The 25,739-nt window shown below is 64.9% G+C and carries 21 protein-coding genes; 8 read left to right on the forward strand and 13 right to left on the reverse strand.

The annotated features are described in order from the left end of the window. Positions 1 to 77 precede the first annotated feature (77 nt). Both ACWAT4_RS02505 and ACWAT4_RS02510 read right to left on the reverse strand, forming a co-directional pair. The gene (locus ACWAT4_RS02505; RefSeq protein ID WP_449729729.1) at positions 78 to 2,525 is read right to left on the reverse strand and encodes an adenylate/guanylate cyclase domain-containing protein; all 2,448 of its coding nucleotides are present in this window, start codon (positions 2,523 to 2,525) and stop codon (positions 78 to 80) included. A 257-nt stretch (positions 2,526 to 2,782) separates the two neighbouring features. Continuing rightward, positions 2,783 to 4,810, reverse strand: a complete 2,028-nt coding sequence (locus ACWAT4_RS02510; protein WP_449729730.1) for an AsmA family protein — start codon at positions 4,808 to 4,810, stop codon at positions 2,783 to 2,785. 246 nt (positions 4,811 to 5,056) lie between these two features. On the opposite strand from ACWAT4_RS02510, the gene ACWAT4_RS02515 reads away from it, so the two are divergent. Then, positions 5,057 to 5,731: a Crp/Fnr family transcriptional regulator gene (locus tag ACWAT4_RS02515; RefSeq protein WP_212303649.1), complete on the forward strand. Its 675-nt coding sequence runs from the start codon at positions 5,057 to 5,059 to the stop codon at positions 5,729 to 5,731. Between the two features lie 80 nt (positions 5,732 to 5,811). Here ACWAT4_RS02515 and ACWAT4_RS02520 read toward each other — a convergent pair whose 3' ends face one another. The 4 genes from ACWAT4_RS02520 to ACWAT4_RS02535 all read right to left on the reverse strand — a co-directional run bounded on the left by ACWAT4_RS02520 (position 5,812) and on the right by ACWAT4_RS02535 (position 12,388). Next, positions 5,812 to 8,955, reverse strand: a complete 3,144-nt coding sequence (locus ACWAT4_RS02520; RefSeq protein ID WP_212428177.1) for an efflux RND transporter permease subunit — start codon at positions 8,953 to 8,955, stop codon at positions 5,812 to 5,814. Next, complete coding sequence (locus ACWAT4_RS02525; protein WP_212303647.1) at positions 8,955 to 9,884, reverse strand: efflux RND transporter periplasmic adaptor subunit; 930 nt, start codon at positions 9,882 to 9,884, stop codon at positions 8,955 to 8,957. Before ACWAT4_RS02525 ends, ACWAT4_RS02520 begins: the two co-directional genes overlap by 1 nt. Positions 9,885 to 10,027: 143 nt before the next feature. After that, on the reverse strand, positions 10,028 to 10,693 hold the full coding sequence (locus tag ACWAT4_RS02530) for an OmpA family protein (protein WP_212303646.1): 666 nt from the start codon (positions 10,691 to 10,693) through the stop codon (positions 10,028 to 10,030). 144 nt (positions 10,694 to 10,837) lie between these two features. After that, on the reverse strand, positions 10,838 to 12,388 hold the full coding sequence (locus ACWAT4_RS02535; RefSeq protein ID WP_449729731.1) for a caspase family protein: 1,551 nt from the start codon (positions 12,386 to 12,388) through the stop codon (positions 10,838 to 10,840). 367 nt (positions 12,389 to 12,755) lie between these two features. On the opposite strand from ACWAT4_RS02535, the gene ACWAT4_RS02540 reads away from it, so the two are divergent. Continuing rightward, the gene (locus ACWAT4_RS02540; RefSeq protein ID WP_212447231.1) at positions 12,756 to 13,574 is read left to right on the forward strand and encodes an N-acyl homoserine lactonase family protein; all 819 of its coding nucleotides are present in this window, start codon (positions 12,756 to 12,758) and stop codon (positions 13,572 to 13,574) included. Positions 13,575 to 13,754: 180 nt separating this feature from the next. Here ACWAT4_RS02540 and ACWAT4_RS02545 read toward each other — a convergent pair whose 3' ends face one another. The 3 genes from ACWAT4_RS02545 to ACWAT4_RS02555 form a co-directional block, all read right to left on the reverse strand. Next, complete coding sequence (locus tag ACWAT4_RS02545) at positions 13,755 to 14,081, reverse strand: hypothetical protein (protein ID WP_212428174.1); 327 nt, start codon at positions 14,079 to 14,081, stop codon at positions 13,755 to 13,757. Positions 14,082 to 14,239: 158 nt separating this feature from the next. Then, positions 14,240 to 14,965, reverse strand: coding sequence for a methyltransferase domain-containing protein (locus ACWAT4_RS02550; RefSeq protein WP_449729732.1), 726 nt, complete (start codon positions 14,963 to 14,965; stop codon positions 14,240 to 14,242). 53 nt (positions 14,966 to 15,018) lie between these two features. Then, complete coding sequence (locus tag ACWAT4_RS02555) at positions 15,019 to 15,558, reverse strand: MarR family winged helix-turn-helix transcriptional regulator (RefSeq protein WP_449729733.1); 540 nt, start codon at positions 15,556 to 15,558, stop codon at positions 15,019 to 15,021. 110 nt (positions 15,559 to 15,668) lie between these two features. On the opposite strand from ACWAT4_RS02555, the gene ACWAT4_RS02560 reads away from it, so the two are divergent. The 5 genes from ACWAT4_RS02560 (at position 15,669) to fahA (ending at position 21,294) form a co-directional block, all read left to right on the forward strand. Continuing rightward, positions 15,669 to 17,297: an FAD-dependent oxidoreductase gene (locus ACWAT4_RS02560; RefSeq protein WP_449729734.1), complete on the forward strand. Its 1,629-nt coding sequence runs from the start codon at positions 15,669 to 15,671 to the stop codon at positions 17,295 to 17,297. A gap of 22 nt (positions 17,298 to 17,319) precedes the next feature. Next, positions 17,320 to 17,544: a DUF2783 domain-containing protein gene (locus ACWAT4_RS02565; protein ID WP_212447227.1), complete on the forward strand. Its 225-nt coding sequence runs from the start codon at positions 17,320 to 17,322 to the stop codon at positions 17,542 to 17,544. Positions 17,545 to 17,567: 23 nt separating this feature from the next. Further along, the gene (locus tag ACWAT4_RS02570; RefSeq protein WP_212303639.1) at positions 17,568 to 18,524 is read left to right on the forward strand and encodes an MBL fold metallo-hydrolase; all 957 of its coding nucleotides are present in this window, start codon (positions 17,568 to 17,570) and stop codon (positions 18,522 to 18,524) included. Positions 18,525 to 18,526: 2 nt separating this feature from the next. Further along, the gene (gene hmgA, locus ACWAT4_RS02575; protein WP_449729735.1) at positions 18,527 to 19,873 is read left to right on the forward strand and encodes a homogentisate 1,2-dioxygenase; all 1,347 of its coding nucleotides are present in this window, start codon (positions 18,527 to 18,529) and stop codon (positions 19,871 to 19,873) included. Positions 19,874 to 20,022: 149 nt separating this feature from the next. Continuing rightward, positions 20,023 to 21,294, forward strand: coding sequence for a fumarylacetoacetase (fahA, locus tag ACWAT4_RS02580; protein ID WP_449729736.1), 1,272 nt, complete (start codon positions 20,023 to 20,025; stop codon positions 21,292 to 21,294). Positions 21,295 to 21,409: 115 nt separating this feature from the next. Here the strand turns inward: fahA and ACWAT4_RS02585 are convergent, their stop codons facing one another. Both ACWAT4_RS02585 and ACWAT4_RS02590 read right to left on the reverse strand, forming a co-directional pair. Further along, positions 21,410 to 21,721 (reverse strand): DUF1272 domain-containing protein, encoded by a 312-nt coding sequence (locus ACWAT4_RS02585; protein WP_212303636.1) that lies wholly within the window; start codon positions 21,719 to 21,721, stop codon positions 21,410 to 21,412. Positions 21,722 to 21,795: 74 nt separating this feature from the next. Beyond that, entirely contained in the window at positions 21,796 to 22,275 is a 480-nt protein-coding gene (locus tag ACWAT4_RS02590; RefSeq protein WP_449729737.1) for an Lrp/AsnC family transcriptional regulator, read from the reverse strand. A gap of 121 nt (positions 22,276 to 22,396) precedes the next feature. Here ACWAT4_RS02590 and hppD point away from each other — a divergent pair, with 121 nt between their 5' ends. After that, positions 22,397 to 23,515 (forward strand): 4-hydroxyphenylpyruvate dioxygenase, encoded by a 1,119-nt coding sequence (gene hppD / locus ACWAT4_RS02595; protein WP_212428166.1) that lies wholly within the window; start codon positions 22,397 to 22,399, stop codon positions 23,513 to 23,515. A gap of 100 nt (positions 23,516 to 23,615) precedes the next feature. Here hppD and ACWAT4_RS02600 read toward each other — a convergent pair whose 3' ends face one another. Together ACWAT4_RS02600 and ACWAT4_RS02605 are read right to left on the reverse strand one after the other, a co-directional pair. Beyond that, complete coding sequence (locus ACWAT4_RS02600; RefSeq protein WP_449729738.1) at positions 23,616 to 24,728, reverse strand: CaiB/BaiF CoA transferase family protein; 1,113 nt, start codon at positions 24,726 to 24,728, stop codon at positions 23,616 to 23,618. A 207-nt stretch (positions 24,729 to 24,935) separates the two neighbouring features. Further along, complete coding sequence (locus tag ACWAT4_RS02605) at positions 24,936 to 25,736, reverse strand: FAD binding domain-containing protein (RefSeq protein WP_449729739.1); 801 nt, start codon at positions 25,734 to 25,736, stop codon at positions 24,936 to 24,938. Positions 25,737 to 25,739: the final 3 nt, after the last annotated feature.

Raw genomic sequence — 25,739 nt, forward strand, 5'->3', positions numbered from 1 at the left:
CAAAAGCGACAAGAGTTCGCCGCGCCACCAGGCCCCGGCTACTGTGCATGGGGTTGTTTTCGACTTTTTGCTTTTGACTACCCTCTGCGCCGCGCCGCTGAGGCATCCACGACGTTGTCTACCGCCTCGCGCCAGCCCAGAATCTCCATCGCCAGCACCGGGTGGTTGAACCCCTTGAGCTGGAGATCGTCGAGGGCGCGGGCCTCGACGAAAGGTTCGACCATGCCGTAGACGCGGCGGCTGACCACGATCTGGTTCGCTTGCGCCTCGCTGCAGAGGCGGGAGGCGAGGTTGGTGACGCTGCCGATCGCGGCATATTCCAGTCGCTGCTCGAATCCGACCTGGCCGAGTGTGGCATAGCCGAGCGCGATGCCGATGCCGAAGCCCAAGCTATGTCCGCGGTTGCGCCAGCGCTCGGTCAGCGGGCCGATGGTGTCGCGCATCTCCACCGCCATCTTCACGGCGCGCGCGGTGTGGTCCTCGAACTGGATCGGCGCATTGAACAGGATCATCACGCCGTCGCCGGCATATTTGTCGAGCGTGCCCTCATATTTGAAGATCAGCTTGCCGAGCGCTGCGTGATATTCGCGCAGCACGTTCATCGCCTCTTCCGGCTCGGTCGCTTCCGTGAAGGCGGTGAAGCCGCGCAGGTCGCAGAACACCACCGTCACCTCGCGGCGCTGGCTGGTGAGCAGTCCCTCGGGACTATCGGAGGAGGCGATCAGCTGCGCCACCTGCGGCGCCAGGAAGCGCTCGAGCTTGCGGATGCGCTCGATCTCGCCGAGCTGCGTCTCGACGCGCTCTTCCAGCGACTTGTTCCAGTTCTTGAGCTGCTCGGTCTGCTCGCGCAGCTTGTCGGCCTGGGCGCGCACGGTCTCGTTCGCCGTCTCCAGCGCGTGGCTCTTGTCGTCGACCTCGGTGAACAGGCGTGCGTTGCGCATCGCCAGCACCGCCTGGTTGGCGAAGGTGCGCATCAAGCCGATGAGGCTGCCTTCGAACGCGCCGCTCGCGCGGCGCAGCACCACCAGCGCGCCGAGCGTGCCCTGCTGGTCGATCAGCGGCACCACCAGCACCGCGTGGAAGCCGGCATTGACCGCGACGTTGCGCAGTGGCTGCTCGGCGGCGTGGTCGAGATCGGCAAGCGCGATCGGTTCGCCGCGCGCGGCGGCGTCGCTCAGGATGTTCTCGCCCTCGCCGATCGTGACATGGTCGCCGGCGACTGATTTGTCGATGCCGTCGGCCTCGACCAGGTTGAAGCGGCGCCGTTCGGCGTCATAGCCGTAGATCAGCACCGCATCGGCGTGGCTGATCTCCAGCGCGCGGGCGGCGATCGTCGGCAGCACGGCGTTGAGGTCGAGCGAGGAGGCGACGGCGCGGCCGACCTCTTCCAGCACCTTCAGCTCGTTGATCGACTGCGCAAGGTCGCGGGTGCGCGCTTCCACTTTTGTTTCGAGGTTCGAATAGGTCTCCTGGAGCTGGCTCGCCATGCGGTTGAACTGGCCGGCCAGCTCTTCCAGCTCGTCGGAGGTGTGCACGTCGATGCGGTGGCTGAAATTGCCTTCGCCGAGCTTGTGCGCGCCGTCGCGCAGCGCCTTGATCGGGATGATCATGCGGCGCGCCAGCAGCGTGCCGGCGAGGATCGCAACCAGCAGGCCCATGCCGATCAAAAGCGCGATGCGCACCAGTTGGTCGCGGATCGGCGTCAAGGCCTGCGTGGTCGGCTGCTCGAACAGCACGCTCCAGCCGAGCTTCGGCACGGTGCTTTCGGCTGTCAGCACCGAATGGCCGTTGAAGTCGGTGCCCGACGTCTCGGCCTCACGGCCGGGCGCGATCGCCGCCGCCACCTGCGGCAGCTTCGACAGGTCCTTGCCGACATCGGGCCCCTTCGACGAGGTCGCCAGCACGCGGCCGCGTGCGTCGACCACATAGGCGAAGGCGGCCTTGCCGACCTGGGCGTCGGACAGGAACTCGGAGAGAAAGCTGAGATCGATTTCGGCCACCGTGACGCCGGCATTGAAGCCGGAATGCGCCACCGAGATCGACATCACCGGCTTCTGGTCGACGAAATAGGCCGGTGCAAAGCTGACGCCGCGGGCGACCGCTTCGGTGAAACGCATGTCGCGGGCGAGGTCGGCATTGCTGCCGGTGGTGGTCGACTGGCGCGAGACGCGCAGCACCTCGCGGCCGTCGCCGTTGAGCTGGAACAGCTGGGAGACGACGGCGACCTGTTGCAGGAGCTGGGCGTAGTCGGCGCGGCGCTTCTCGAGCGTGTCCCGGCTGGCCGTCGTCACCCAGCTGATCTGGCGCTCGAGCTCGGAGATGGATTGCTCCATGCGCCGGGCGGCGCCTTGCGCCTTGTCCTCGAGCCCGTCAGTCAGCTGTGTCTTGGTGGCGCGATAGGAGATCCAGGTCTCCATCGCGCCGTTGACGGCGAGCACGAACACGACGAGGCCGACGAGGGAGACGACATATTTGGCGAACAGGCCCTCGCGCAGAAACCAGGTCTTGTCTTTCGCTCCCGCCATCCGGATCCTCTTGCGCCGCGACCGACGCCGGCGCTACGGGCCGTACAGGCCCCAGGGCCCTTCTACCACAATTTGGGCTCTTGGACGGGCAGGGGGGCAGCCAAGGGCCGGTGTGGTTACCCGTCGGGGAACGCCGGGATGGGCCGGCAGAGCGGTGAATTGTCGCAGCCTGCAGGCTCCCTCCTCCGTTCGGATGAAGAAGCGGATGAGGCGGGGGTGTAAGGCTGAGCGCGGAGTTCGTCGCCTTGGTCCGCCAATCACCGATTAAAGAGCTGCCGCATCACGTCGTTCATCGGCTGGCTGTCCTGCTGTGCCTCAGGCGGACCCTGGGCCGGCGGTGCGGGCGAGGCCTGCGGCACCGGTGTGGCCGGCGCGCCGGGCAGGCTGCGGCTTCGGCCGGCGCCGCTCGAGAGCCCCTGCTGGATCAGATTGCCGATCGCCTCACCCAGTTGCCCGCCGAGCGGATTGTTCTGCCCTTGCCCCTGCGGCTGTGTCTGCGGATTGGCATTCCCAGCCGCGTTGCCGCCATTGGGTGCGGCGGCGCCGCCGAGGCCAAAACTGTTCAGGATGTTGCCGAGCCCGGCGCCGTCTGGCCCGAACAGGCCCTTGCCCATCTCGCGCAGCTTGGCATAGGCCGCGTCGGGATTGTCGAGCACGCCGGCCATGTCGGGATAAATCCGCGGCTGCGACCAGGCGCCGGTGATCATCACGGGAATGCCGAAGCCGATCGGCTCAGAGGCACGGCCCTGGCCCTCGGTCGTCATCACCAGCTTCGGCTCGACGCGAAAGCCCATCATCTTGGTGTCGAGCGCAATTGTGCCGACGCCCGTGACGCGCACCAGCGGCCCGATCAGATTGAGATCGGTGGTCACCGCCTGGCCCTTGTCGATGCGGAACGACGCCGAGAGCTGCGACAGGTCGGTGCTCTGCGCCTCATTGTCCTGCCAGCCGGACAGCGTGCCCGATGTCAGCGAGCGGATCATCTGCGCGAGATTGATGCCGCGGATGGCGCCGTCCTGGAAATTGACGAAGGCCGTGCCCTGCATGTTCGCCATCAGCGCCCGCTGGCTGGTGCCGGCGCTGCGCAGCGCGAGCTTGGCCTGCAGCTTGCCGTCGATCCGGTCGAATTCGGCAAGGCCCTGGAGCAGCGGCAGCGCGCGCACGTTGGCGAGGTCGGAGTGCATGGCAAAGCTCGGCGCGCCGCTGGTCGCATCGAGGATCAGCTCGCCCGAGACCTGACCGCCATAGGCGCCGAGATTGGCGGTGCCCGCCTTCAAGATGCCGCCGGCCAGTTTTGCATCGAGCGCCACGGGCGCAAGCCGGGCGTCGCCGATAACCGCTTCGTTGGCGGAGATCCTGATCTGCGCGTCGACATAATTGAGCCCGGAGACGTCGATCGGCGTATTGCTCCAGGGCTGCCCCGACGCGCCATCAGGCGACTTTGCCAGCGGAATAGCGAGCCGCTGGAAGTCGAGATCGACCTTCACCAGCGGCTTGCTCGCGATGTCGACCGAGGCCCAGCCGTTGAAGGCGCCATCGCCGAGCGTGCCGTTGACGCCGTTGATCATCACGACGTCCCCACTGAGCCGCATTTCGGCATGACCGGCGAGCTGAGACTTCAGCACGTCGGGCATGTCGATGGCGAACTCCACCGGGATCGTTTGCCGCTCGATCGGGGCCGCCGGCGTGGTCGCCTTGATGTCGAACTTGGTCGGATGCTCGCCGACGCGCGCCGTGCCGGCGATGCTGACCTTGCGGTCGGGACCCATGACGGCATCGGCATTGATGGCGCTGATGTGGCCGTCGACGCGATCGCGCACGCGCGAGAATGCGACCTCGCCGTTGGTGATCTTGACGCGGTCGATGGTCGCGCCGTCCATGTCGAGCGCGAGCGGCTTCGACGATGCATCGGCATTCGGCAGGCGCTCTCGCAGCAGCGGCTGGTACAGCACCGGATGGCTGACGACGATTTCGCTGAGCTTCGGGCGCCCCGACCACACGCTTGCGAGCGACATGTCGGCCTGCACGCTGTCGATCGTCAGGCGCGTGATGCCGCTACGGTCCTTGGGGTCGGCAAGCGTGAGGTCGTTCAGCGTGACGTTCAGCGTCGGCCACAGGCTGATCTTGGTGGCGCCGTCGATCGACAGGCGATAGCCGCTCGCCTGCTCGACGCGCGAGGCAATCGTCGCGGTCAGAAACCCGGAGGGGATCCCGATCACCAGCAGGAGTACGATCACGATGACGATTGCGGCCAAAGCTGCGCCGGCGAATTTCACTGCTCTCATGTCGACTTTCCAACGACGGACGAGCGGCGTCGAATCCGGCGGATGACCCGTCCTTTACGCCTGAGTTTATCCCGGGACGGGAAGCCGCTCCAAGCAGCTAAAAATAGTCGGGAGGTGCTGCAAAGTTATGTGACTTATGACACACTTCTCCGACGCGGTTTTACGCGATTCTGCCGTTGATGCTTCCAAGCGATTTGCACGCGATTTGCCACGGAAACTGGCCAAGGAATTCACAAGGACGTTGAAATGAGCAAGCAGGCCGAATTTGCGGTCATTCTGAAAATGAATGCCATGTTCGCCGATCTCGGCGCGGACGAACTCCAGCGATTGTCCAACCTTTGCCACACCCAGCATCTGGCGAATGGCGAGGTGCTGTTCCAGAAGGGGGACCCGGGCGACGCGTTGTTCGGCGTGCGCCGCGGCCAGGTCCGGATCGAGACCGGCGCCTCCGACGGCAGCCGGCTGACGCTGAACTTCATGGGGTCGGGCGATCTGTTCGGCGAGGTCGCGGTGCTGGACGGCCAGAGCCGCACCGCGGATGCGACCGCCGGCGAGGCCAGCGAATTGTTCGTGCTGCGGCGCGAAGATTTTCTCGCCTTCCTCGAGCGCGAGCCCAAGGTCGCGATCAAGATCATCGCGCTGTTGTGCCAGCGGATCCGCTGGCAGAGTGAGCGCATGGAGGAATCCATGTTGCAGCCGCTGCCAGTGCGATTGGCGCGGCGGCTCTGCGCGCTCGCGGCCGATTTCGGTTCCGAGGTGCACATCTCGCAGGAGCAGCTCGGCGTTTTCGTCGGAGCCGCCCGCGAGAGCGTCAACCGCCAGCTTCAGGCCTGGCGCAAGGAAGCGATCCTCGATCTCCAGCGCGGCCGCATTCTGCTGCGGAACATGACCAAGCTGACCGCGATCGCGCGGAACGAGTAAGGGAACGATTGCGGCGAGGCGTTTGGCTTCGCCGCGACGGCTTCCGCGCCTGCGCTCGCCTGAGCCGAGCCGGCGGGAACTTACTCCGCCGCAGGGTGCACGATGCTCTTCGGCGCGGGTGCGGCGTCCGCCGCCTCGTGATGACCGCCGGTCTCGGCGTCCTCGCTGTGCACGATCAGCCGCTTGCCGAAGCGCCAGATCAGGGCGCCGAAATCATCCATCACCATGAACATCGCGGGCACGAACACCAGCGACAGGATGGTCGAGAAGATCAGGCCGCCGATCACCGCGAGCGCCATCGGCGAGCGGAACTCGCCGCCGGCGCCGACCGCGAGCGCGCTCGGCATCATGCCGGCGGCCATCGCGATCGTGGTCATCACGATCGGGCGGGCGCGCTTCATGCCGGCGTCGATCATCGCTTCGTCGCGCGGCTTGCCGGCATTGATGGATTCGATCGCGAATTCCACCAGCATGATCGCGTTCTTGGTGACGATGCCCATCAGCATCAGGATGCCGATCCACACCGGCGTGGTGAGCTGCTTGCCGGTGATGAGCAGCGCGGCGATCGCGCCGCCGATCGAGAGCGGCAGCGAGAACAGGATGGTGATCGGCTGCAGGAAGGTGCCGAACAGCAGCACCAGCACCGCATAGACCATCATCAGGCCGGCGGTGATCGCGGTGGCAAAGCCGTCGGAGAGCTCGTTGAGGCTTTCGGCGTCGCCGGAGGGGGAGACCTTCACGCCCTTCGGCAGGCTCTTCATGACCGGCAGCTCGTAGATCTTCTTGGTGGCATCGCCGAGCGCGGCGGAGCCGACGAGGTCGGCGGCGACGGTGGCCTGCCGTTCGCGGTCGTAGCGGTTGATGCTGGTCGGGCCCTGGTCGAGCTTGACGTCGGAGATGACGGAAAGCGGCACGCCGCCCTTCTCGCCGTGCTCGCCGAGCGGCACGCGCAGCTGCTCCAGAGTCTTGAGATTGCCGCGCGCGGCGTCCTCGAGTTGCACGCGGATCGGCACCAGGCGGTCGCCGACGTCGAACTTGGCAAGCGCCGGACCGACGTCGCCGATGGTTGCGACACGGATGGTCTGCGACAGGCTTTCGGTCGAGACGCCGAGCCGCGCCGCGAGATCGGCTCGCGGCTCGATGCGCAGTTCGGGACGCTCCAGCGAGGTTTCCGAAATCACGTTGGAGATGGTCGGAATCCGCTTCATTTGCGTCGCGAGCTCGCTGGCGACGTTGTTGACGATGTTGGCATCGACGCCGGTCACCACCAGCGAGATCGCGCGCAGGCCGTTCTCGTCCAGGAACCAGAAGCGGATGTCGGGAACGTTCTCAAGCTCCTGGCTGATCGAGAATTCGAGCTCGCGCTGGGTGATGTTGCGATCGTGCTTCGGCGTGTAATTGATGATCAGGGCGGCGCGGCGGACTTCCTGGGTGCCCGGCGGGACGCGCCCGCCGTCGACGAAGATGCTCTTGACCTCGGGGCGTTTGCGCAGGCGCGCGACGATGTCCTCGGTGACCTTCTCGGTGTAGGCGAGCTGCGTGCCCGGCGGCAGTTCGAGGGCCAGCAGCGAGCGGGCGCTGTCCTGCGCCGGCAGGAAGCCCTGCGGCAGCAGCGTGATGCTCCAGATCGAGGCCGCGAAGATGCCGAAGCCGATCAGCACGGTGATGAAATAGTGCTTCACCGACCACGAGACGATGCCGTGATAGGTCCGCAGGATGCGGCCCGGCGGCGGCTCGTCGTGATTGCCGTGCTTGAGGAAGTAGGCCGCCAGCATCGGCGTCACGAAGCGCGCGGCGAGCAGCGAGAAGAACACCTGCACCGAAACCGTGATGCCGAACTGCTTGAAGAACTGTCCGGCGATGCCCGACATGAAGCTCGCCGGTGCGAAGATCGCGATGATCGTCAGCGAGATCGCGATCACGGCGAGGCCGATCTCGTCGGCGGCTTCGAGCGCGGCGCGATAGGGCGATTTGCCCATGTTCATGTGCCGTACGATGTTCTCGATCTCGACGATGGCGTCGTCGACCAGAATACCCGTCGATAGCGTGATGGCGAGGAAGCTGACGAGGTTGAGCGAGAAGCCGAGGATGTCCATCGCCCAGAACGCCGGGAAGATCGACAATGGCAGCGAGACTGCGGCAATGACGGTGGCGCGCAGGTCGCGCAGGAACAACAGCACGATGACGACGGCGAGGATGGCGCCCTCGAACAGGGTCGAGATCGCTGCTTCGTAATTGCCGTTGGTGTATTCGACGGAGGTGTCGATCAGCTTGAGGTCGACGTCGGGATAGGCGGCCTTGAGCGCGTCGATGCGCTTCTGCACGGCTTCGGCGACCTTCACGTCGCTGGCGCCCTTGGAGCGCTTGATGCCGAGCGCGACCACCGGCTCGCCGTTGAAGCGGGCGAAGGTGCGGCGGTCGGCGATGGTGTCGGTCACGGTGCCGAGATCGTCGAGGCGGACCTCGCCGCCGCCGAACAGCGGGACCATGGTGCCGGCGAGGTCGCTCAGCGTCTTGGCGCCGGCCAGTGTCCGGATCGCCTGGTCGTTCTTGCCGATCTCGGCGCGGCCGCCGGCGACGTCGACATTGGTGCCGCGCAGGCTCTGGCTGACATTGACGGCGGTGAGCCCCATCGCCTGCAGGCGGTCGGGATCGAGCGAGACCAGGATCTCGCGCTCGACACCGCCGATGCGCTCGACCTGGGCAACGCCGCGCACGCCTTGCAACGCGCGCTTGACCACGTCGTCGACGAAATAGGAGAGCTGCTCCGGCGTCTTGCCGGGCGAGATCGCGGCATAGGTGACGATCGGCAGGCCGATCACGTCGACGCGCTGGATCAGCGGTTCGGTGACGTTCTGCGGCAAGTTCGAGCGCACGCGCGTCACCGCGTCCTTGACGTCGTTGAGCGCGCGGTCGGTGTTGGTTTCCAGCGCGAACTGGATGGTGGTGACCGACACGCCATCGGTGATCGAGGAGGTGATGTGCCGCACGCCCTCGACGCCGGAGACGGCGTCTTCGACCGTCTTGGTGACTTGGGATTCGAGCTCTGCGGGCGCGGCGCCGAACTGCGCCACCGCGACCGAGATCACGGGAATGTCGGCAGACGGCAGCCGCGTGATCGCGAGCTTGTTGAAGGAGGTCCAGCCGAGGATCAGGAGAATGATCGAAAACACCACCGACGGCAGCGGATTACGGATCGACCATGCCGAGATATTGAGAGCCATCAGCGTACCCGTGTGCGATCGAGTTCATCGGCGAACATGGTCTTGATCTGGTCGCCGTCGTGGAGCGAAGAGCCGGCGTCGGCCACGACGATCTCGCCGACGTCGACGCCTTCAAGGATTTCCGTTTGGCTGTCGGATGTCAGCCCGACGCGCACCCGGCGCGTCTCGATGACGTTGCCTTTGACCACCTGCACGGTGAGATGGTCGATCGCGGTCTTGGGAACCGCGACGCCGCAGCTTCGCTTGGCGTCGATCGAAGCGCGGGCAAACATGCCGACCTTCAGCGAAGGATTGTTGGTGACGCTGATGCGGACGCGGCCGAGCTGCGTGGCGCGGTCGATCTCGGGTGCGACCAGCCGGACGCGGCCGATCAAATCGGCGGCGTCATCCCGGCTGATCCGCACCGTCGCGCCGGGGCTGAGCTTCGGCATATGGACGGCGGGGACCTGTGCATCCAGCTCGATCTCGTTGTTGACGGCGATGCGGAACATCGGTCCCGCCTGCGGCGAGGCCGGCGCGCCGACGATGGTGCGGACTTCCGTGATCAGACCCGGCGCAGGCGCCTTCAGCGAGATCGGACCTTGCGCGCCCGGCCTTTGCGGCTGGCCCGGGATCTGCGGCGGCGCCGTCAGGCGTGCCAGCTCCTGGTTGTCGGTGACGACAGCGCCTTCGGTGACGAAGAGGTCGGTGACCTTCGATCCCTCCTGGTCGGGCATGACCACGGCCTCGCGCCGCGGCACGAAGAAGCCGGTCACCCGCACCAGGTCGGAGAAGCAGGCATTGGTCGACTTCGTCACGATGACGAGCGCCTCGCCCGGCGTCTCCTTCGCCTCGGGGCGATGCCGATGCTCGAACCAGTAATAGCCGACGCCGAGCGCAATGATGAACGCCGCGGTTCCCGCAGGCTTGAGATATTCGGAGATGTTCATCGCCGGATCATCCTGGCCTGGCGTGCGGTTGCTGGGAGGGTTTCCCCGAAACGAAGCGGCGTCCCGCAGGGCTGCGGGACGCGCGCTGGGCTTAAGACTTTACACCACATCACGACTTGTCACTGCAAAGGATTACGTCGTGGTCACTTCGATGCGGTGGTCTTGTTTTCCATGTTCACGACCTGCACGCGGCGGTTCACCTCCGCCATCGGCTGGTTCGGATCCTTCAGCTTGCTCTTGCCGTAGCCGACGGTGACGAGATCGGCGGCTGCAATGCTGTACTTCTCGATGAGGTAGCGCTTGATCGAATCCGCGCGGCGTTCCGACAGCTCCTGATTGTAGCTCTCGCCGCCGGCGGCGTCGGTGTGGCCGGCGACCACGAAGGTCGAGCCCTTGAGGTCCGGGCTGGTCAACGCGCGGCCGAGCGCCTGCACCGAGGGCAGCGACTTGGCGCTGATCGTGGCCGAGTTGTAGTCGAAGGTGATTTCGAGATCGATATTCGGCTTGTCCTTGGCGGCGGAGGCGATTTCCTCGCGCTCGGTCGATGACAGCGAGCGCGTGGCGCGGCCGCGGACGGACTGGAGCAGCTTGGTTTCCGCCGGGTTCGGTGCCGGATCGGCCTGCGGGGCGATCGAGAGGCCGCGGGTCAGGGGCTTTTTCGGTGGCGGCGCCAGGGCACGGACGATCTCGTCCTCGGTGACGTTCTTGCTGTTGCCCTCGTCGCCGGCGAAGGCTGGCGTCAGCGACAGCGCGGCACTGACGGTGATGATGGACAGGATCGCGGTCAGTCCTTTTGCAGCCAATCTCATTGTCCGTCCCTCCTGCGCGAGCCCGCGCGGTTCCAAAAATCCTGCAAGAGGCCCTACGGCAAGGGCGCCTGCGGCATCCGTTCGATTAGTCTTGGCCAGGCCGTCAGGGGTTCGAGGCGCCGCCCGCCTCAAATCAAAAAAATATCAACGTACTCCGTAGGTTGCGAATTCCCCGGCGATGTTCGGGTCCATCGCCTTGGCATTGGCGATGTCGAGGGCGCCCTCCTGGGCCGAGCCATTGCGCTGCTTGGCCACGCCGCGGCCGTAGAGCGAGGAGGTCAGGCGCGGATTGATCCTCAGCGCCGCGTCGAAATCGGCAATGGCGTTCTTCACGGCTCCGGATTTGAGGTTCACCAGGCCGCGGCTGTCCAGCGCATCGACGAAGCTCGGCCGCAGCCGCAAGGCCTCGTTGCAATCCTTCAACGCGCCCTGGAGATCGCCGACCACGGTCCGGGTCCAGCAGCGGTTGTTCAGGGCCTCGACGTCCTTCGCATTGATCCGCAGCGTCTCGTCAAAATCCTTGATGGCGAGGTTGAAGGCCCCCTTGTTGGCATAGACCTGGCCCCGCCGGTACAGCGCATTCACGTCGTCAGGATTGGCGGCGATCTTGGCCGTGAGGCTCTTGATGGTGGGATCTTCCGCCAGCGCAGACGCGCTCGGCCCACCATCCGCGTTCGGCGCCGGGACGGGCTCGGCCGGCTTAACTGGCGGTGCCGGCGGAGGCAGCGCGGCCTCGACCTGCGGCTTCGGCGCCGGGGGCGGTGACGGAGGTGCGGCCGGGGGCGGCGGATTGTTCGAAGCGACCGGTGCCGGTGGCGCTGGCGGGGCAGGGGGAGCCGGAGGTGGCGCTGGCGGAGCCGGAGGCGGGTTGTTGGCGACCGCAGGGGGCGTCGGTGCCGGAGGCGCCGGCGGCGGTGTCGTCGCTGTCGGGCGCGAGCCGCTCGCACCGGGAATGAACGAGAAATCCTCGGCGAGCGAGGACGAGATCCACGGCACCTGCTCGCCCCGCGAGGCGCGGGTGACGCCCATCTTGGTGCGGTTCAGGGTTTCCTCCGCCATCAGGTCGGGGACGCGGACTTCCTTGAGCAATTCCTGGACGAACAGGCTGTGGTCGCCGCCGGCATCCGACACCACCGAGGCCAGGGCCGCGGAATACATCACCAGCGTGCCGTTCGGCGCGATGACCGGGGTGAGGCCCGCCGAGAAGCTGCGGAACCGCCGTTCGAACGGGTTGCGCCTGGAGGCGTCGACCAGCGCGATCTTGACGCCGGCGCCCCGGGTGTTCAGCTCGCCCAGGATGGCCTCGATGCTGAAACCGTCGCGGCGGACATCGGACTCGGTCCAGATCTGCGCGTCGACCGGGATCATGTAGCTCTGGCGCGCCGACTGGATGCCGAACCCGCTGTAGAACACCAGCGCCACGGAGCCCGGCTTGATCTTGCCGTAGAGCTTGTCGAAGGCGCGGCGCATGCCGTCGCCGGTCAGGTTCTCGCCGACCTCGACCGTGAAGCCGTCGCGCTTGAGCTCGTCGGCGACGTCGCGGGCGTCGTTGATCGGCTCCTTCAGCGGGCTGTCGGCATCAGGATATTTGGCATTGCCGATCACCAGCGCGAAGCGGTCGCCCGCCGCAAGCGATGGCGCGGCCGGGATGAACGAGACAAGCAAAGGCAGAAGAAACAGGAAGCGAATTTTCATAATCAGCGCGGTCCAGCCAAAAAGGCGCCGTTCCAGCTTGCGCCGCGGCGACCTTAACTTACGCAAAGTGCATTATCAAACCGGGGAGTGGGGGCGTCAACCACTTGGAGATTCGACACTATCGCGACAATAGACCGCGACGCACGAGCCGACTCCGAGGGGAATAATTCGACGGTCACGATTCTCCTCGATGCATTTTTGTTCACGGTACCGGCGGCCATGTTAGGCCGGGACTCGCGACGAAAATGTGATTGGTCTCACATTGCCCCCTGCGTCCACCGCAGGCTCAGACGTTTGACCTTTACGGCGGGCAATGGCTTGGTGCGCGGCAGGTCCATTCAGAAAAGCAAGAGCCGGGATCAAAGCCATGAGCAGAGTCGAGGGAAACGCCTGCGAGATCTACGCCCTGCGCTATGCGACGATGTCGCCGCGTACCCCCAGCATGAATTTCCTGGCGCCCGACCCGCATGACAGCGCGGCGCAGGACCTCGACTACTTCGTTTGGCTGATCCGCGGGCAGGCCCGCGACATCCTGGTCGACACCGGCTTCAATGCCGAGGAAGCGACCTTGCGCGCCCGCAAGCTGACGCTCAATCCGGTCGACGCGCTGGAGCGTTTTGGCATTAAGGCGTCGAGCATCCGCGACATCATCGTGACGCATCTGCATTACGACCACGCCGGCAATCTCGATCGTTTCCCGAATGCGCGCTTCCATCTCCAGGAGCGCGAAATGGCTTACGCGACGGGCCGCTGCATGTGCAACGGACTGCTGCGACATCCGTTCTCGGTCGAGCACGTCACGCAGATGGTGCGTCACGTCTATGGCGAGCGCGTCCATTTCTATTCCGGTGATGGCGAGGTTGCGCCTGGCGTCACCGTGCACCGGGTCGGCGGCCATTCCGACGGCTTGCAGGTGGTCAAGGTCGAGACCGTGCGCGGACCGGTCGTGCTGGCCTCGGACGCCGCGCACTACTACGCCAATCTTCAGCGCAGGAGCCCATTCCCGATCGTTTACAATGTCGGCGACATGGCCGCCGGCTGGGAGACGATCGAGCGCCTCGCCGGACATCCCGATCGCTACATTCCCGGCCACGACCCGATCGTGACGGAGATCTATCCACGCGCCAGCGACAAGGTCGACGCCTGGGCCCTGCATCTGCCGCCGTCGCGCTCGTTCGCGAAGTGATGGAATCCGGGGCGTGTCCCTGTAAATCCTAACAGCGGCTCAGATCGGGTGGGCCTGATGTCCGCTGTGCTCCTGAAAGCAGCGAGCAAACCAACATCGCTGGAGGCCCGAGTCGGGCCACTACCAGGCAATCCGCCCTAAGACGCAATAATGGCCGCATCGGGCCGTCGCTGAAAAGGTCTATTCAGCTTTTTCCAGTCGGTTGCGTGAGCGTCGCTGGATGACCTCGCCCAACGGCGTGTCAGGCGATTTGCGAAATGCCTTGAGCTTCTTGATCCGACCTTTGCGCGCTACCTGCGACTGCGCTTCGTCCGACCGTTCGTCCGCAACATACCCCTCCGCTCCAATAAGGACCTGCCTGACAACCCGGCGTTCGCCTTGATGAGAGAGCTGTTTGCTGCGCGGGATGTTCTTTCGGCTGCTTTTTTGGTTCTCGCCGTAAGTGTTCCGTCGATCGTGTTCGTAGCTTAACAGCTTCTTTTCTTGAGGCGTTTTGACTTTGCTCATGATCGCTTCCAACGCTGACGTCGGCTCCGCAGCGAAGGTAACACTCTTATCGCTTTGTCGCTATGTCGAGTCAGCCGGTCTGAGCCTCAGCCGGTGACTTCCGGTCTGACCTCTTCTTCGGACCTGTTCAACCTCCGAGACAGGCGGCCGGCGTGGTCTCAGCGAGTGCGGGCAGGATCCCCGCAAGCAACGATATCGCGGGGGGATTTTCGTGCCGCTAGCTCCGGCGGAGAAAATATCGCCAGATATCCCGTGTCCCCTGCGAGCTGATATGCGGCGACTTCGCGATAGCCGACGGCGGTCAATTCGCAGCGCAAGAGCTCGATTGGCGTGCCATGCTTCGATGTCGGAAGCTCGAGATCGACAATTCCGACCCGCGCACCCCGCTTCAAGGCGGGCACGAGATTGTAGAGGAAGGCATAGGGCTGGGCGATCTCGTGATACATGTGCACGAGGATTGCGGCATCCAGCGAGGAAGCGGGCAGGCGCGGGTCATGTGGTTCGCCGAGCGCGAATTGCACGTTCGTCAACTTCAGAAGCTCTGTTCGCCTTGCGAGTTCGACGAGGTAATCCCGCGTGACGTCCTGGGCAATGACAGAGCCGGTGGGTCCGACGAGGCGCGAGAGCCTGACCGTGTGGTAGCCACTGCCTGCACCGATGTCGCCGACCGTCATGCCTGGTTTCAGTTCGAGAGCATTTGCGATCTGACCGGCCTCATTGAGGGCGTCGCGTCGCTCTTCGGCGGCGCGGCGTGGGCTCACGATCCGCGCAACGGGGCGCTGTGGTGAGGGAAACTCGTTTGCAGCTATTCCGGGGGGAGCCAGATAACCTATGTCGGTGGCGTATGCGCGAGTTGCGGCAAACGCCACAAGTAGCGCCGCCATATAAGCCAGTCCCGTCACGGGCCTACCTAGCTTTCTCAACCGGACCCCACGCCCTAATACGCCTCTTTCGCGTCGGCCTCTTCACTGGTCTGGATCAGATCGAGACTCTGCTCGATCTTGCCGAGCAGCGCCGAGAGCTGCTTGCGCTCCTGCGCGGAGAGGCAGGCGAGGATCTCGTCCTCCCGGCGCAGCAACTGCGGGAATAGCTCTTCGTAGAGCGCGCGCCCCTTCGTCGTCAGTTGCAGGCGGAACTCGCGGCGGTCGGCTTCGTTTTCGACGCGTTCGATCAGTTCTTCGTGCAGCAAATTCGTCACGGCGCGGCTGATGGTGGATTTGTGCGTGCGGGTGCATTGCGCGATGAACTGCGCGCTGCAGGCATCATTGCGGAAGCCGAGCGTGGCAAGCACGCGCCAGGCCGGAATGTCGAGGCCGTGACGCTCCTGATATTCGACCGCGAGTGCGGAACTGACTTCCGCCGCGAGCCGGTTGAGGCGAAACGGCACGAACTTGAACAAATCCAGCCGCGACTTTGCCTTCGGCGACGGCTGGTCGGCCTCGCGTGCCTTCAGCGCAGTGTCTGTCGTCCTCGCCAAGGAGAGCGCTCCGAATTCCAGTTGACGGCCGGCCGGCGCCGGTCCAAACTAGTTGCACGTGAGACTATCTAGCAGATCAATACTCACCTGACCAGAGCCGAGGTTAGCGCATGGCGCAAGCCAATACGCATCAGGCCAAAACCCAGTTCGGCTATCGCCGCCACGCCGACCAGGATCGCCCCGGCCAAAGTCCGGCCGAGCATCCGGTCGTGATCGTCGGTGCGGGCCCCGTCGGGCTGTCGCTGGCGATCGATCTCGCCCAGCGCGGCCAGCGTGTCGTCCTGCTGGATGATGCAGATCGCATCGGCGAAGGCTCGCGCGCGATCTGCTTCTCGAAACGTTCGCTGGAATATTGGGATCGGCTCGGCGTTGCAGACCGCATGGTCGACAAGGGCGTGGTGTGGAGCGTCGGCCGCATTTTTCACGGCGAGTCCCAGCTCTACCAGTTCAACCTGCTGCCCGAGGACGGCCACAAGCGGCCGGCCTTCATCAACCTTCAGCAATATTACGCCGAGGCCTATCTGGTCGATCGCATCGGCGACCTGCCAGCGATCGATCTGCGCTGGCGCAACAAGGTGACGGCGCTCGAACAGCGCAACGATTCCGTCGCGCTGACGATCGAAACGCCTGAGGGCGCCTATCGCCTGCAGGCGCAATATGTCGTCGCATGCGACGGTGCGCGCTCCTCGCTGCGGCAGATGGTCGGCGCCGAGTTCGCGGGACAAGTGTTCGAGGACCAGTTCCTGATCGCCGACGTCAAGATGACGGCGGAATTCCCGACCGAGCGCTGGTTCTGGTTCGATCCGCCATTTCATGCGGGCCGCTCCGCGCTGCTGCACCGCCAGCCCGACGATGTCTGGCGCATCGATCTGCAGCTCAATCGCTATGCCGATCCCGTGGTCGAGAAGAAGCCGGAGAATGTGCGGCCGCGGATCGCGCGCATGCTCGGCCACGACAAGTTCGAGTTCGAGTGGATCTCGCTCTACAAGTTCCAGTGCCGGCGAATGGACCGCTTCATCCATGGCCGCGTGATCTTTGCGGGCGATTCCGCGCATCAGGTTTCGCCCTTCGGCGCGCGCGGCGCGAACTCGGGACTCGAGGACGCCGAAAACCTGTCGTGGAAGCTCGATCGCGTGCTGCGCGGTACCTCGCCCGCGAGCCTGCTCGAGACCTATCACGTCGAGCGCAGCCTTGCGGCCGACGAGAACATCCGCGAATCGACCCGCTCGACCGATTTCATGGCGCCGAACTCGCATCAGGAAGCGCGGCTGCGCAAGGCGGTGCTGTCGCTCGCCAAGGAGACCGAGTTCGGCAAGCGCATGGTCAATGGCGGCCGGCTGTCGGTGCCATGCAGCTACGATTCGCCGCTGTCATCGCGCGACGCGGATGCGTGGCGCGGTGGACCGTCGCCGGGCTGTTCCATGCCGGACGCGCCCGTTGCGACGCGCGCGGGGGAGCAGGCCTATCTGACCGATGCGTTCCGCAAGGGCGGAACGGACTTCACTCTGCTGTCGTTCAGCAATGGTGCGGCGATCGATACGCCGGATGGCGTGAAGGGCATTCGCATCGGTGGCGAGGGCGGGCTTGCCGATTCCCGTGGCCTGGTCGCCAAGCGCTATGACGCCGAGCCGGGCTCCGCCTATCTGCTCAGGCCCGACGGTTACGTCGCGGCGCGCTTCCGCCACCCGACGCGTGAGGCGATTGCGGCGGCTTTGTCGCGCGCCCAGAGCTTGAATTGAAGGGCTTGAATTGAGGTTTCCCATGCCGCTTTCCACCAGCTCCAACTTCGCGCGCCCCGACGACGCTTTTCGCGCCATCGTCGAGGCCCATCGCGGCCTCACAGAGGAGCAGAGCGCAGATTTCGACGCAGCGCTGGTCCTGATCCTCGCCAACCACATCGGCGACATCGACGTGCTGCGGGATGCGCTCGGGCTGGCCAGACGCCGCATGATCGACGGCCAGCAGCAACAGCAACAGCAACAATAACCACCGAGTTGAAGGACGAATTGATGGCGAAGAATTTCGCATCCACCGGCGATCTCTCCGAGAAGAAGATCACCTTCTCCGAGATCGGCTCCGATCTCTATGCCTTCACCGCCGAGGGCGATCCGAACACGGCGGTGATCGTCGGCGACGACGGCTGCCTCGTGTTCGATGCGCAGGCGACGCCGGCGATGGCGAACAAGGTGATCGATCGTGTCCGCACGGTCACCGACAAGCCGATCAAATATGTCGTGCTGTCACATTATCACGCGGTGCGCGTGCTCGGCGCGTCCGCTTACAAGGCGCAAGGCATCGTGGCCTCGCAGGAGACCCATCGGCTGATCGAGGAGCGCGGCCAGCAGGATTGGGACTCGGAATATGGCCGCTTTCCGCGCCTGTTCCAGGATGCGCAGAGCATCCCCGGCCTGACCTGGCCGACGCTGACCTTCGAAGGCGAGATGTCGATCTATCTCGGCAAGCGCGAGGTGCGGTTGATGCAGCTTGGTGCCGGCCACACCTCGGGCGACATCGTCGCCTGGGTGCCGGATGCCGAGGTGATGTTCTCCGGCGATCTCATCGAATATCACTCGGCGTGCTATTGCGGCGATGCGCACTTGCGCGAATGGCCGCTGACGCTGAACGAGATCCGCAACTTCAATCCCAAGGCGATCGCGCCGGGCCGCGGCGATGCGCTGAAGGGTGTTGGCACCGTGCGCGAAGCCATCGCGATGACGCGCGACTTCGTCACCTCGCTCTATGGCGCGGCCGAAATCTCGGTCGCGAAGGGCCGCACGCTGAAGGAATCGATGGCGGCGACGCGCGAGGTGATGGACCCGAAATTTCACAGCTTTGCCATCTACGAGCACTGCCTGCCGTTCAACGTGTCGCGCGCCTACGACGAAGCGTCGGGCATCGACGATCCCGTGATCTGGACCGACAAGCGCGACCAGGAAATGTGGGCTGCCTTGCAAGGAGGAGGATAGTCATGAACATCAATACCTCGCCTGATCAGATCATCCGCAGCACGGCGCAGGTGACGCCGGGCTACATGTCCGGCTTCGGCAACAGCTTTGAGACCGAGGCGCTGCCGGGGGCGCTGCCGATCGGGCGCAACTCGCCGCAGCGCTGTGCCTACGGGCTCTATGCCGAGCAGCTTTCGGGTTCGCCCTTCACCGCGCCGCGCGGCACCAATGAGCGTTCCTGGCTCTATCGTATTCGTCCCTCGGTGAAACACTCGGGTCGTTTCGAGAAGGCCGATGCCGGCCTGTGGCGCTCGGCGCCGTGCCATGAATACGATCTACCGATCGCGCAGCTGCGCTGGGATCCGACGCCGCTGCCGAAGGAGGAGGTCACCTTCGTCCAGGGCGTGCAGACCATGACGACCGCGGGCGATGTCAACACCCAGGCCGGCATGGCGGCGCATGTCTACCTCATCACCAAGTCGATGGTGGATCAGCACTTCTACAATGCCGATGGCGAACTGATGTTCGTGCTCCAGCGGGGCAATCTTCGTCTCGTCACCGAGTTCGGGCGCATCGATGCCGAACCCGGCGAGATCGTGGTGATCCCGCGCGGCGTGAAATTCCGCGTCGAGATTCCGAACGGTCCGGCGCGCGGCTATCTCTGTGAGAACTACGGCGGCGCCTTCACGCTGCCGGAGCGCGGGCCGATCGGTGCCAACTGCCTCGCCAATGCGCGCGATTTCCTCACGCCGGTTGCGAATTACGAAGACAAGGACACGCCGACCGAGCTGTTCGTGAAATGGGGCGGGTCACTGTTCAAGACCACGCTGCCGCATTCGCCGATCGATGTCGTCGCCTGGCACGGCAATTACGCGCCCTACAAATACGATCTGCGCACCTTCTCGCCGGTCGGCGCGATCGGTTTCGATCATCCCGATCCCTCGATCTTCACGGTGCTGACCTCGCCGTCGGAGACCGCGGGCACCGCGAATATCGACTTCGTCATCTTCCCCGAGCGCTGGATGGTCGCCGACAACACCTTCCGCCCGCCCTGGTATCACATGAACATCATGAGCGAGTTCATGGGCCTGATTTACGGCGTCTATGACGCCAAGCCGCAAGGTTTCGTTCCCGGAGGCATGAGCCTGCACAATTGCATGCTGCCGCATGGCCCGGACCGCGACGCCTTCGAGCACGCCAGCAATGGCGAATTGAAGCCCGTGAAGCTCACGGGCACCATGGCCTTCATGTTCGAGACCCGCTACCCGCAGCGCGTCACGGCGCATGCCGCGAACGCGTCGACGCTGCAGGATGATTATGCGGATTGCTGGAAGGGTCTGGAGAAGCGGTTCGATCCGAATAAGTCGTAATGCCTCCACTCGTCATTCCGGGGCGCCGCGAAGCGGCGAGCCCGGAATCCATAACCACAGCCTGGGGTTATGGATTCCGGGCCTGCGCCATGCGGCGCATCCCGGAATGACGGTGGAAAGAGTGTCAAAAAACATCCGGCGGGAAACCAATGCCCCATCCCAACGACCCCACCCTGCGCTCCTTCATCGACGTTGCTCCGGCCTCCGACTTCCCGATTCAGAACCTGCCCTACGGCGTGTTCTCGACGTCGGCTAATCCGACGCCGCGCGTCGGCGTTGCGATCGGCGACCACGTGCTCGATCTCTGGGAGATCGAGCAGGACTCGCGCCTCGATGTCGGCCCGCTTGGCGTGTTCTCCGGCCCCTCGCTCAATCCATTTATGGCGCTCGGCCCAAAGGTCTGGACCAGGACGCGGGCGCGGATCAGTGAGCTGCTGCGCCATGACCACCCCGAACTGCGTGACAACGAGGATTTGCGCAAGCAGGCGCTGGTGCCGATGGCTGACGTGACGCTCCATCTGCCGTTCGCAGTCTCCGGCTACACCGATTTCTATTCCTCGAAGGAGCACGCCACCAATGTCGGCGTGATGTTCCGCGGCAAGGATAATGCGCTGCAGCCGAACTGGCTGCACATGCCGATCGCCTATAACGGCCGTGCCTCGACCGTCGTGGTCTCCGGGACCAGGGTGAAGCGTCCGCGCGGGCAGCTGAAGCCGCCGAATGTCGACGTGCCGAGCTTCGGTCCGTGCAAGCGGCTCGATTTCGAGCTGGAGATGGGCGCGGTGATCGGCCAGCCCTCGCCGATGGGCGGCATGCTGACCGAGCAACAGGCCGAGGAGATGATCTTCGGTTTCGTGCTGCTCAACGACTGGAGCGCGCGCGACATCCAGCAATGGGAATATGTGCCGCTCGGCCCGTTCCTGGCAAAGGCGTTCGCGACCTCGATCAGCCCGTGGGTGGTGACGCGCGAGGCGCTGGAGCCGTTTCGCCTGAAGGGGCCGGAGCAGGAGCCGGTGCCGCTGGATTATCTCAGGCAGGCGAGGCCGCAGAACTACGATATCGAGCTCGACGTGTCCTTGCGCGCGGCCGGCACCAACGCGCCCGCGAGCATCAGCCGCACCAGCTTCAAATACATGTACTGGTCCTCGGTGCAGCAACTGATGCACCACGCCTCCTCGGGCTGTGCCATGAATGTCGGCGATCTTCTTGGGAGCGGCACCATCTCCGGCCCGGAGAAGAACCAGCGCGGCAGCCTCTTGGAGATCAGTTGGAACGGCACCGAGCCGGTGGAATTGCCCGGCGGCGCCAAGCGCTCGTTCCTGGAAGACGGCGACAGCCTTGTGATGCGCGGCTGGTGCCAGGGGAACGGCTATCGCGTCGGGTTCGGCGAGGTCGAGGGGACGATCTTGGCGGCGGAGTGAAGTTGCTGTCATTCCGGGGCGCGCGTGGCGCGAACTATGGTGCGCAGTTGCGCACCTGAGAATCTCGAGGTTCCGGGTTCGATGCTGCGCATCGCCCCGGAACGATGACCCGAAACTACCGCTTCTCCGGCGGCACGTCCCTGACCCGTGCGCAATGCGCTGCGACGTCCTCCACGCTGTATTTCAAATGCACCCGCTTGTCCGACGGCGCCTGCTTGCTGGTGCACACGCCCGGCCGCCATTCCTGCGTCGGGCGGATCGGGCGCGGGGCAAAGCCGCCGCCGCAGTTCGGGCAGACGTTGGAGAGCTTGGTCTCGACGCAATCCGCACAGAACGTGCATTCATAGGAGCAGATCCGCGCATCAATTGCGCCGGGCGGCAGGTCGCGGTCGCAATATTCGCAGTTCGGTCGAAGCTGGAGGGCCATGGTTGAATCTCCGAAAGCTGGCCGGGATCATCGCAGATCGCGCGTGGGGCGCGAATGGCGTAGTTCCCTCGATTTCAGCCAGCCTTCAAATCCTTCAGCGGCAGCCGCGCGCTTTCCTTGAGCCGGTCGAGCACGATCGAGGAGCGCACATGCGCGACGCTCTGGTGCGGCATCAGGACGTCGTTGACGAGGTTGGAGAGGCCCTTGAGATCGCGCAGCACGGCTTTGAGCACGTAGTCGGCATCGCCGGTGAGCGAATAGGCCTCCTGGATCTCGTCGATCCGGTTCACCAGCGCGCGGAAGCGCTTTGAGTTGTCCGGCGAGTGAGTCGCGAGCCCGACCTGGATGAAGGCGATCACGCCGAAACCGAGTGCCTCGCTGGAGAGATCGGCATGATAGCCCGCGATCACCTTCTCCTCCTCCAGTCGCATCCGGCGCCGCGAGCATTGCGAGGCCGAAAGCCCCGCAAGATCGGCAAGCTCCTGGTTGGTGAGGCGGCCATCGTCCTGGAGCGCGCCCAGGATCTTGAGGTCGAAGGCATCTACTGAAATCATGCGCAATCTTGCCATTCTATGCACGAAACGTGCGAAGGATAGCCAAATCTCGTCCCATTTGCACGCTCATTGCATGCCCCGTGAAGGATAATTCCTCCCAGCCGCAATTTGGGAGAGCAGTATGGGTCCGTTTCCGCACGATGCACCGCCGGCCACGATCAGCGCCGACAATCCGATGGGCACCGACGGGTTCGAGTTCGTCGAATATGCGCATCCCAATCCGCAGGAGTTGCACGATCTGTTCAAGCTGATGGGCTTTGCGCCGGTTGCGCGCCACCGGACCAAGGCAATCACGGTCTATCGCCAGGGCGACATCAACTATCTCGTCAACGAGGAGCCCGGCACTCACGGCTACGAATTCGTCGCCGCGCATGGCCCCTGTGCGCCGTCGATGGCGTTCCGCGTGGTCGATGCGAAGGCGGCCTATGACCGCGCGATTGCGCTCGGCGCGGAGCCTGCTGAAGCGTCATCCGCACAGAAGACGCTCGACGTGCCCGCGATCAAGGGCATCGGCGGCAGCCTGCTCTATTTCGTCGATCGTTACGGTGCCAAGGGCTCGGCCTATGATGCCGAGTTCGAATGGCTGGGCGCGCGCGATCCGCGTCCCGCGGGCGCCGGCCTGTTCTATCTCGATCACCTCACCCACAACGTCCACCGCGGCCGCATGGATGTCTGGACCGGCTTCTACGAAAAACTGTTCAACTTCCGCCAGATCCGCTTCTTCGACATCGAGGGCCGCGCCTCCGGCCTGTTCTCGCGCGCGCTGACCAGCCCGGACGGCAAGATCCGGATTCCGATCAACGAGGACGCCGGCGATTCCGGCCAGATCGAGGAATATCTGACGATCTATCGCGGCGAAGGCATCCAGCACATCGCCTGCGGCTGCCGGGAGATCCACGGCACGATCGAACGGCTGCGCGCTGCCGGCCTGCCGTTCATGCCCTCGCCACCCGGCACCTATTTCGAGAAGGTCGATGCCCGCCTGCCCAAGCACGGCGAGGACGTCGCACGTCTCCAGAAGAACGGCATCCTCATTGACGGCGAGGGCGTTGTCGACGGCGGCCAGACCAAGGTGCTGCTGCAGATCTTCTCGGCCAACGCGATCGGCCCGATCTTCTTCGAGTTCATCCAGCGCAAGGGCGATGACGGTTTTGGCGAGGGCAATTTCAAGGCCCTGTTCGAGTCGATCGAAGAAGACCAGATCCGGCGCGGAGTGTTGAAGGTCGATACGGCGGCGTAAGCCGGCGTTGTTGGGCGCACGGCTGCGTCAAAACACAGCCGTCGTCCTGGCGAAAGCCAGGACGACGGAGCGTGGTGCGACTGCGGAGATCTTGCCGCAACTATCTTCCTGTCTTCCACGCAGCCGTCACCGCGGAGATCTCCGCCACCTCCGGCTCGCGCACCGCCGACGGCGTGCGCGAGAAGCGGGGCGCCGGTGCGGGCTGCTTCACGCCGTGGCGCTCGATGAAGACCTCGCGGGCGACCATGTGCGGATGCGCGGTCGCTTCCGACATGGTCAGCACCGGCGCGAAACAGATGTCGGTGCCTTCCATGATCTTGCACCAGTCCTCGCGCGTCTTGCTCTTGAACACGGCCTTCAGCTTCTCCTTCAGCGCAGGCCAGACCTTGGGGTCCATCTGCGCGTCGAAATCGGCGTCGGTCAGGCCGGCATGCTCGCGCAGCAGCGCGTAGAACTGCGGCTCGATCGAGCCGATCGAAACGAAATGGCCGCAGGCGCATTCGTAGACGCCGTAGAAATGCGCGCCGCCGTCCAGAAAATTCCGGTTGCGGCCCTCGGTCCAGCGGCCCAGCGTCTTCATGTCGAAGAAGAACGACATCAGCGATGCCGCGCCGTCGCACATCGCGGCGTCGACCACCTGGCCCTTGCCGGACCTTGATGCTTCCAGCAATGCGGCGAGCACGCCGACGACGAGATAGAGCGCGCCGCCGCCGAAATCGCCGACCAGATTGAGCGGCGGCACCGGCGCTTCATTGGTGCCGATCGCGGCGAGCGCGCCGGTGATGGAGATATAGTTGATGTCGTGGCCGGCCGCATTGGCAAGCGGGCCTTGCTGGCCCCACCCGGTCATGCGGCCGTAGACGAGCTTCGGGTTGCGCGCGAGCACGACGTCGGGGCCGAGCCCGAGCCGTTCCATCACGCCGGGACGAAAGCCTTCGACCAGCGCGTCGGCGCTGGCGAGCAGGTCGAGCACCTGCGCGATCGCCGCCTTGTCCTTGAGGTCGAGCTCGACCAGCTTGCGGCCGCGGCCCGCCACCGACTTCATGCTCTTCTTCGCGCCGACGCGGTCGAGCGTGACGATTTCGGCGCCCATATCGGCCAGCATCATGCAGGCGAACGGGCCGGGGCCGATACCGGCGAATTCGACGACGCGGAAGCCCGACAGCGGGCCGGAAGTGCGGACGGACGAGTTCTGGGCGGGTTTATCGAGCACGTTGTTGTTTCCTCGGGCCGCGGGCGGATGGCCGGTGGTTCGGCAATCGGCTCGGGCATTCCTCTCTGGGGCGAGTTAATTGGCTGATTAACTCTTCTCGCCTTCATGCCAGCGAGGCAAGCGCTTTTCATGCATGGGCGCATCAAAAAAGCGGCGCGCAATGCTGCGCGCCGCGGAAGATTTGCGTTGAGGCGCTAGGCCGCGATGTTAGCCGGCGGCCGTCACCGCGCGCTGCGCCATCACCTTGACGAGGTTGGCGCGGTACTCGGCCGAGCCGTGGATGTCGGCCAGCAACCCGCTTGCGGGAATGCTGATGCTGTCGAGCGCCGACGGCGACCAGTTCGCCTTCAGCGCGGCCTCGATCGCACCAACCCGCATCACGCCGCTCTGCGAAGCGCCGGTCGCGGCCACGCAGACCTCGCCCGGCTTCGTCTGCGCGACGAAGACGGCGGTCAGCGCGAAACGCGAAGCCGGATGCCGCATCTTGGAATAGCCCGCTTTCGCCGGAACCGGGAACGACACGGCGGTGATGATCTCGCCGTCTTCAAGCGCCGTCGTGAACAGGCCCTTGAAGAAGTCTTGCGCCGGGATCGATCGCTTGTTGGTCTTCACGGTGGCACCGAGTGCGAGCAGCGCGGCCGGGTAGTCCGCGGCTGGATCGTTGTTGGCGATCGAGCCGCCGATCGTGCCGCGGTAGCGCACCGCGGGGTCGCCGATCAGCGATGCCAGATAGGCGAGCGCGGGGATCGCCTTCTTCGCGGTATCGCTGGTCGCGACGTCGTAATGCGGCGTGGCGGCCTTGATGGTCAGCGTGTCGCCGGAGGCCTCGACGCCGATCAGTTCCTTGATTTTGGAGAGATCGACGACGTCCGAGGGGCTGGCGAGCCGCTGCTTCATCACCGGCAGCAGCGTCTGGCCGCCGGCGAGGAATTTTGCCTCGCTGGCTTTGCCGAACAGGCTGGCGGCTTCGTCGACCGAGGAAGCGCGATGATAGGTGGTCTGGTACATCTT

The sequence above is a fragment of the Bradyrhizobium sp. T-1 genome, from assembly GCF_053592855.1.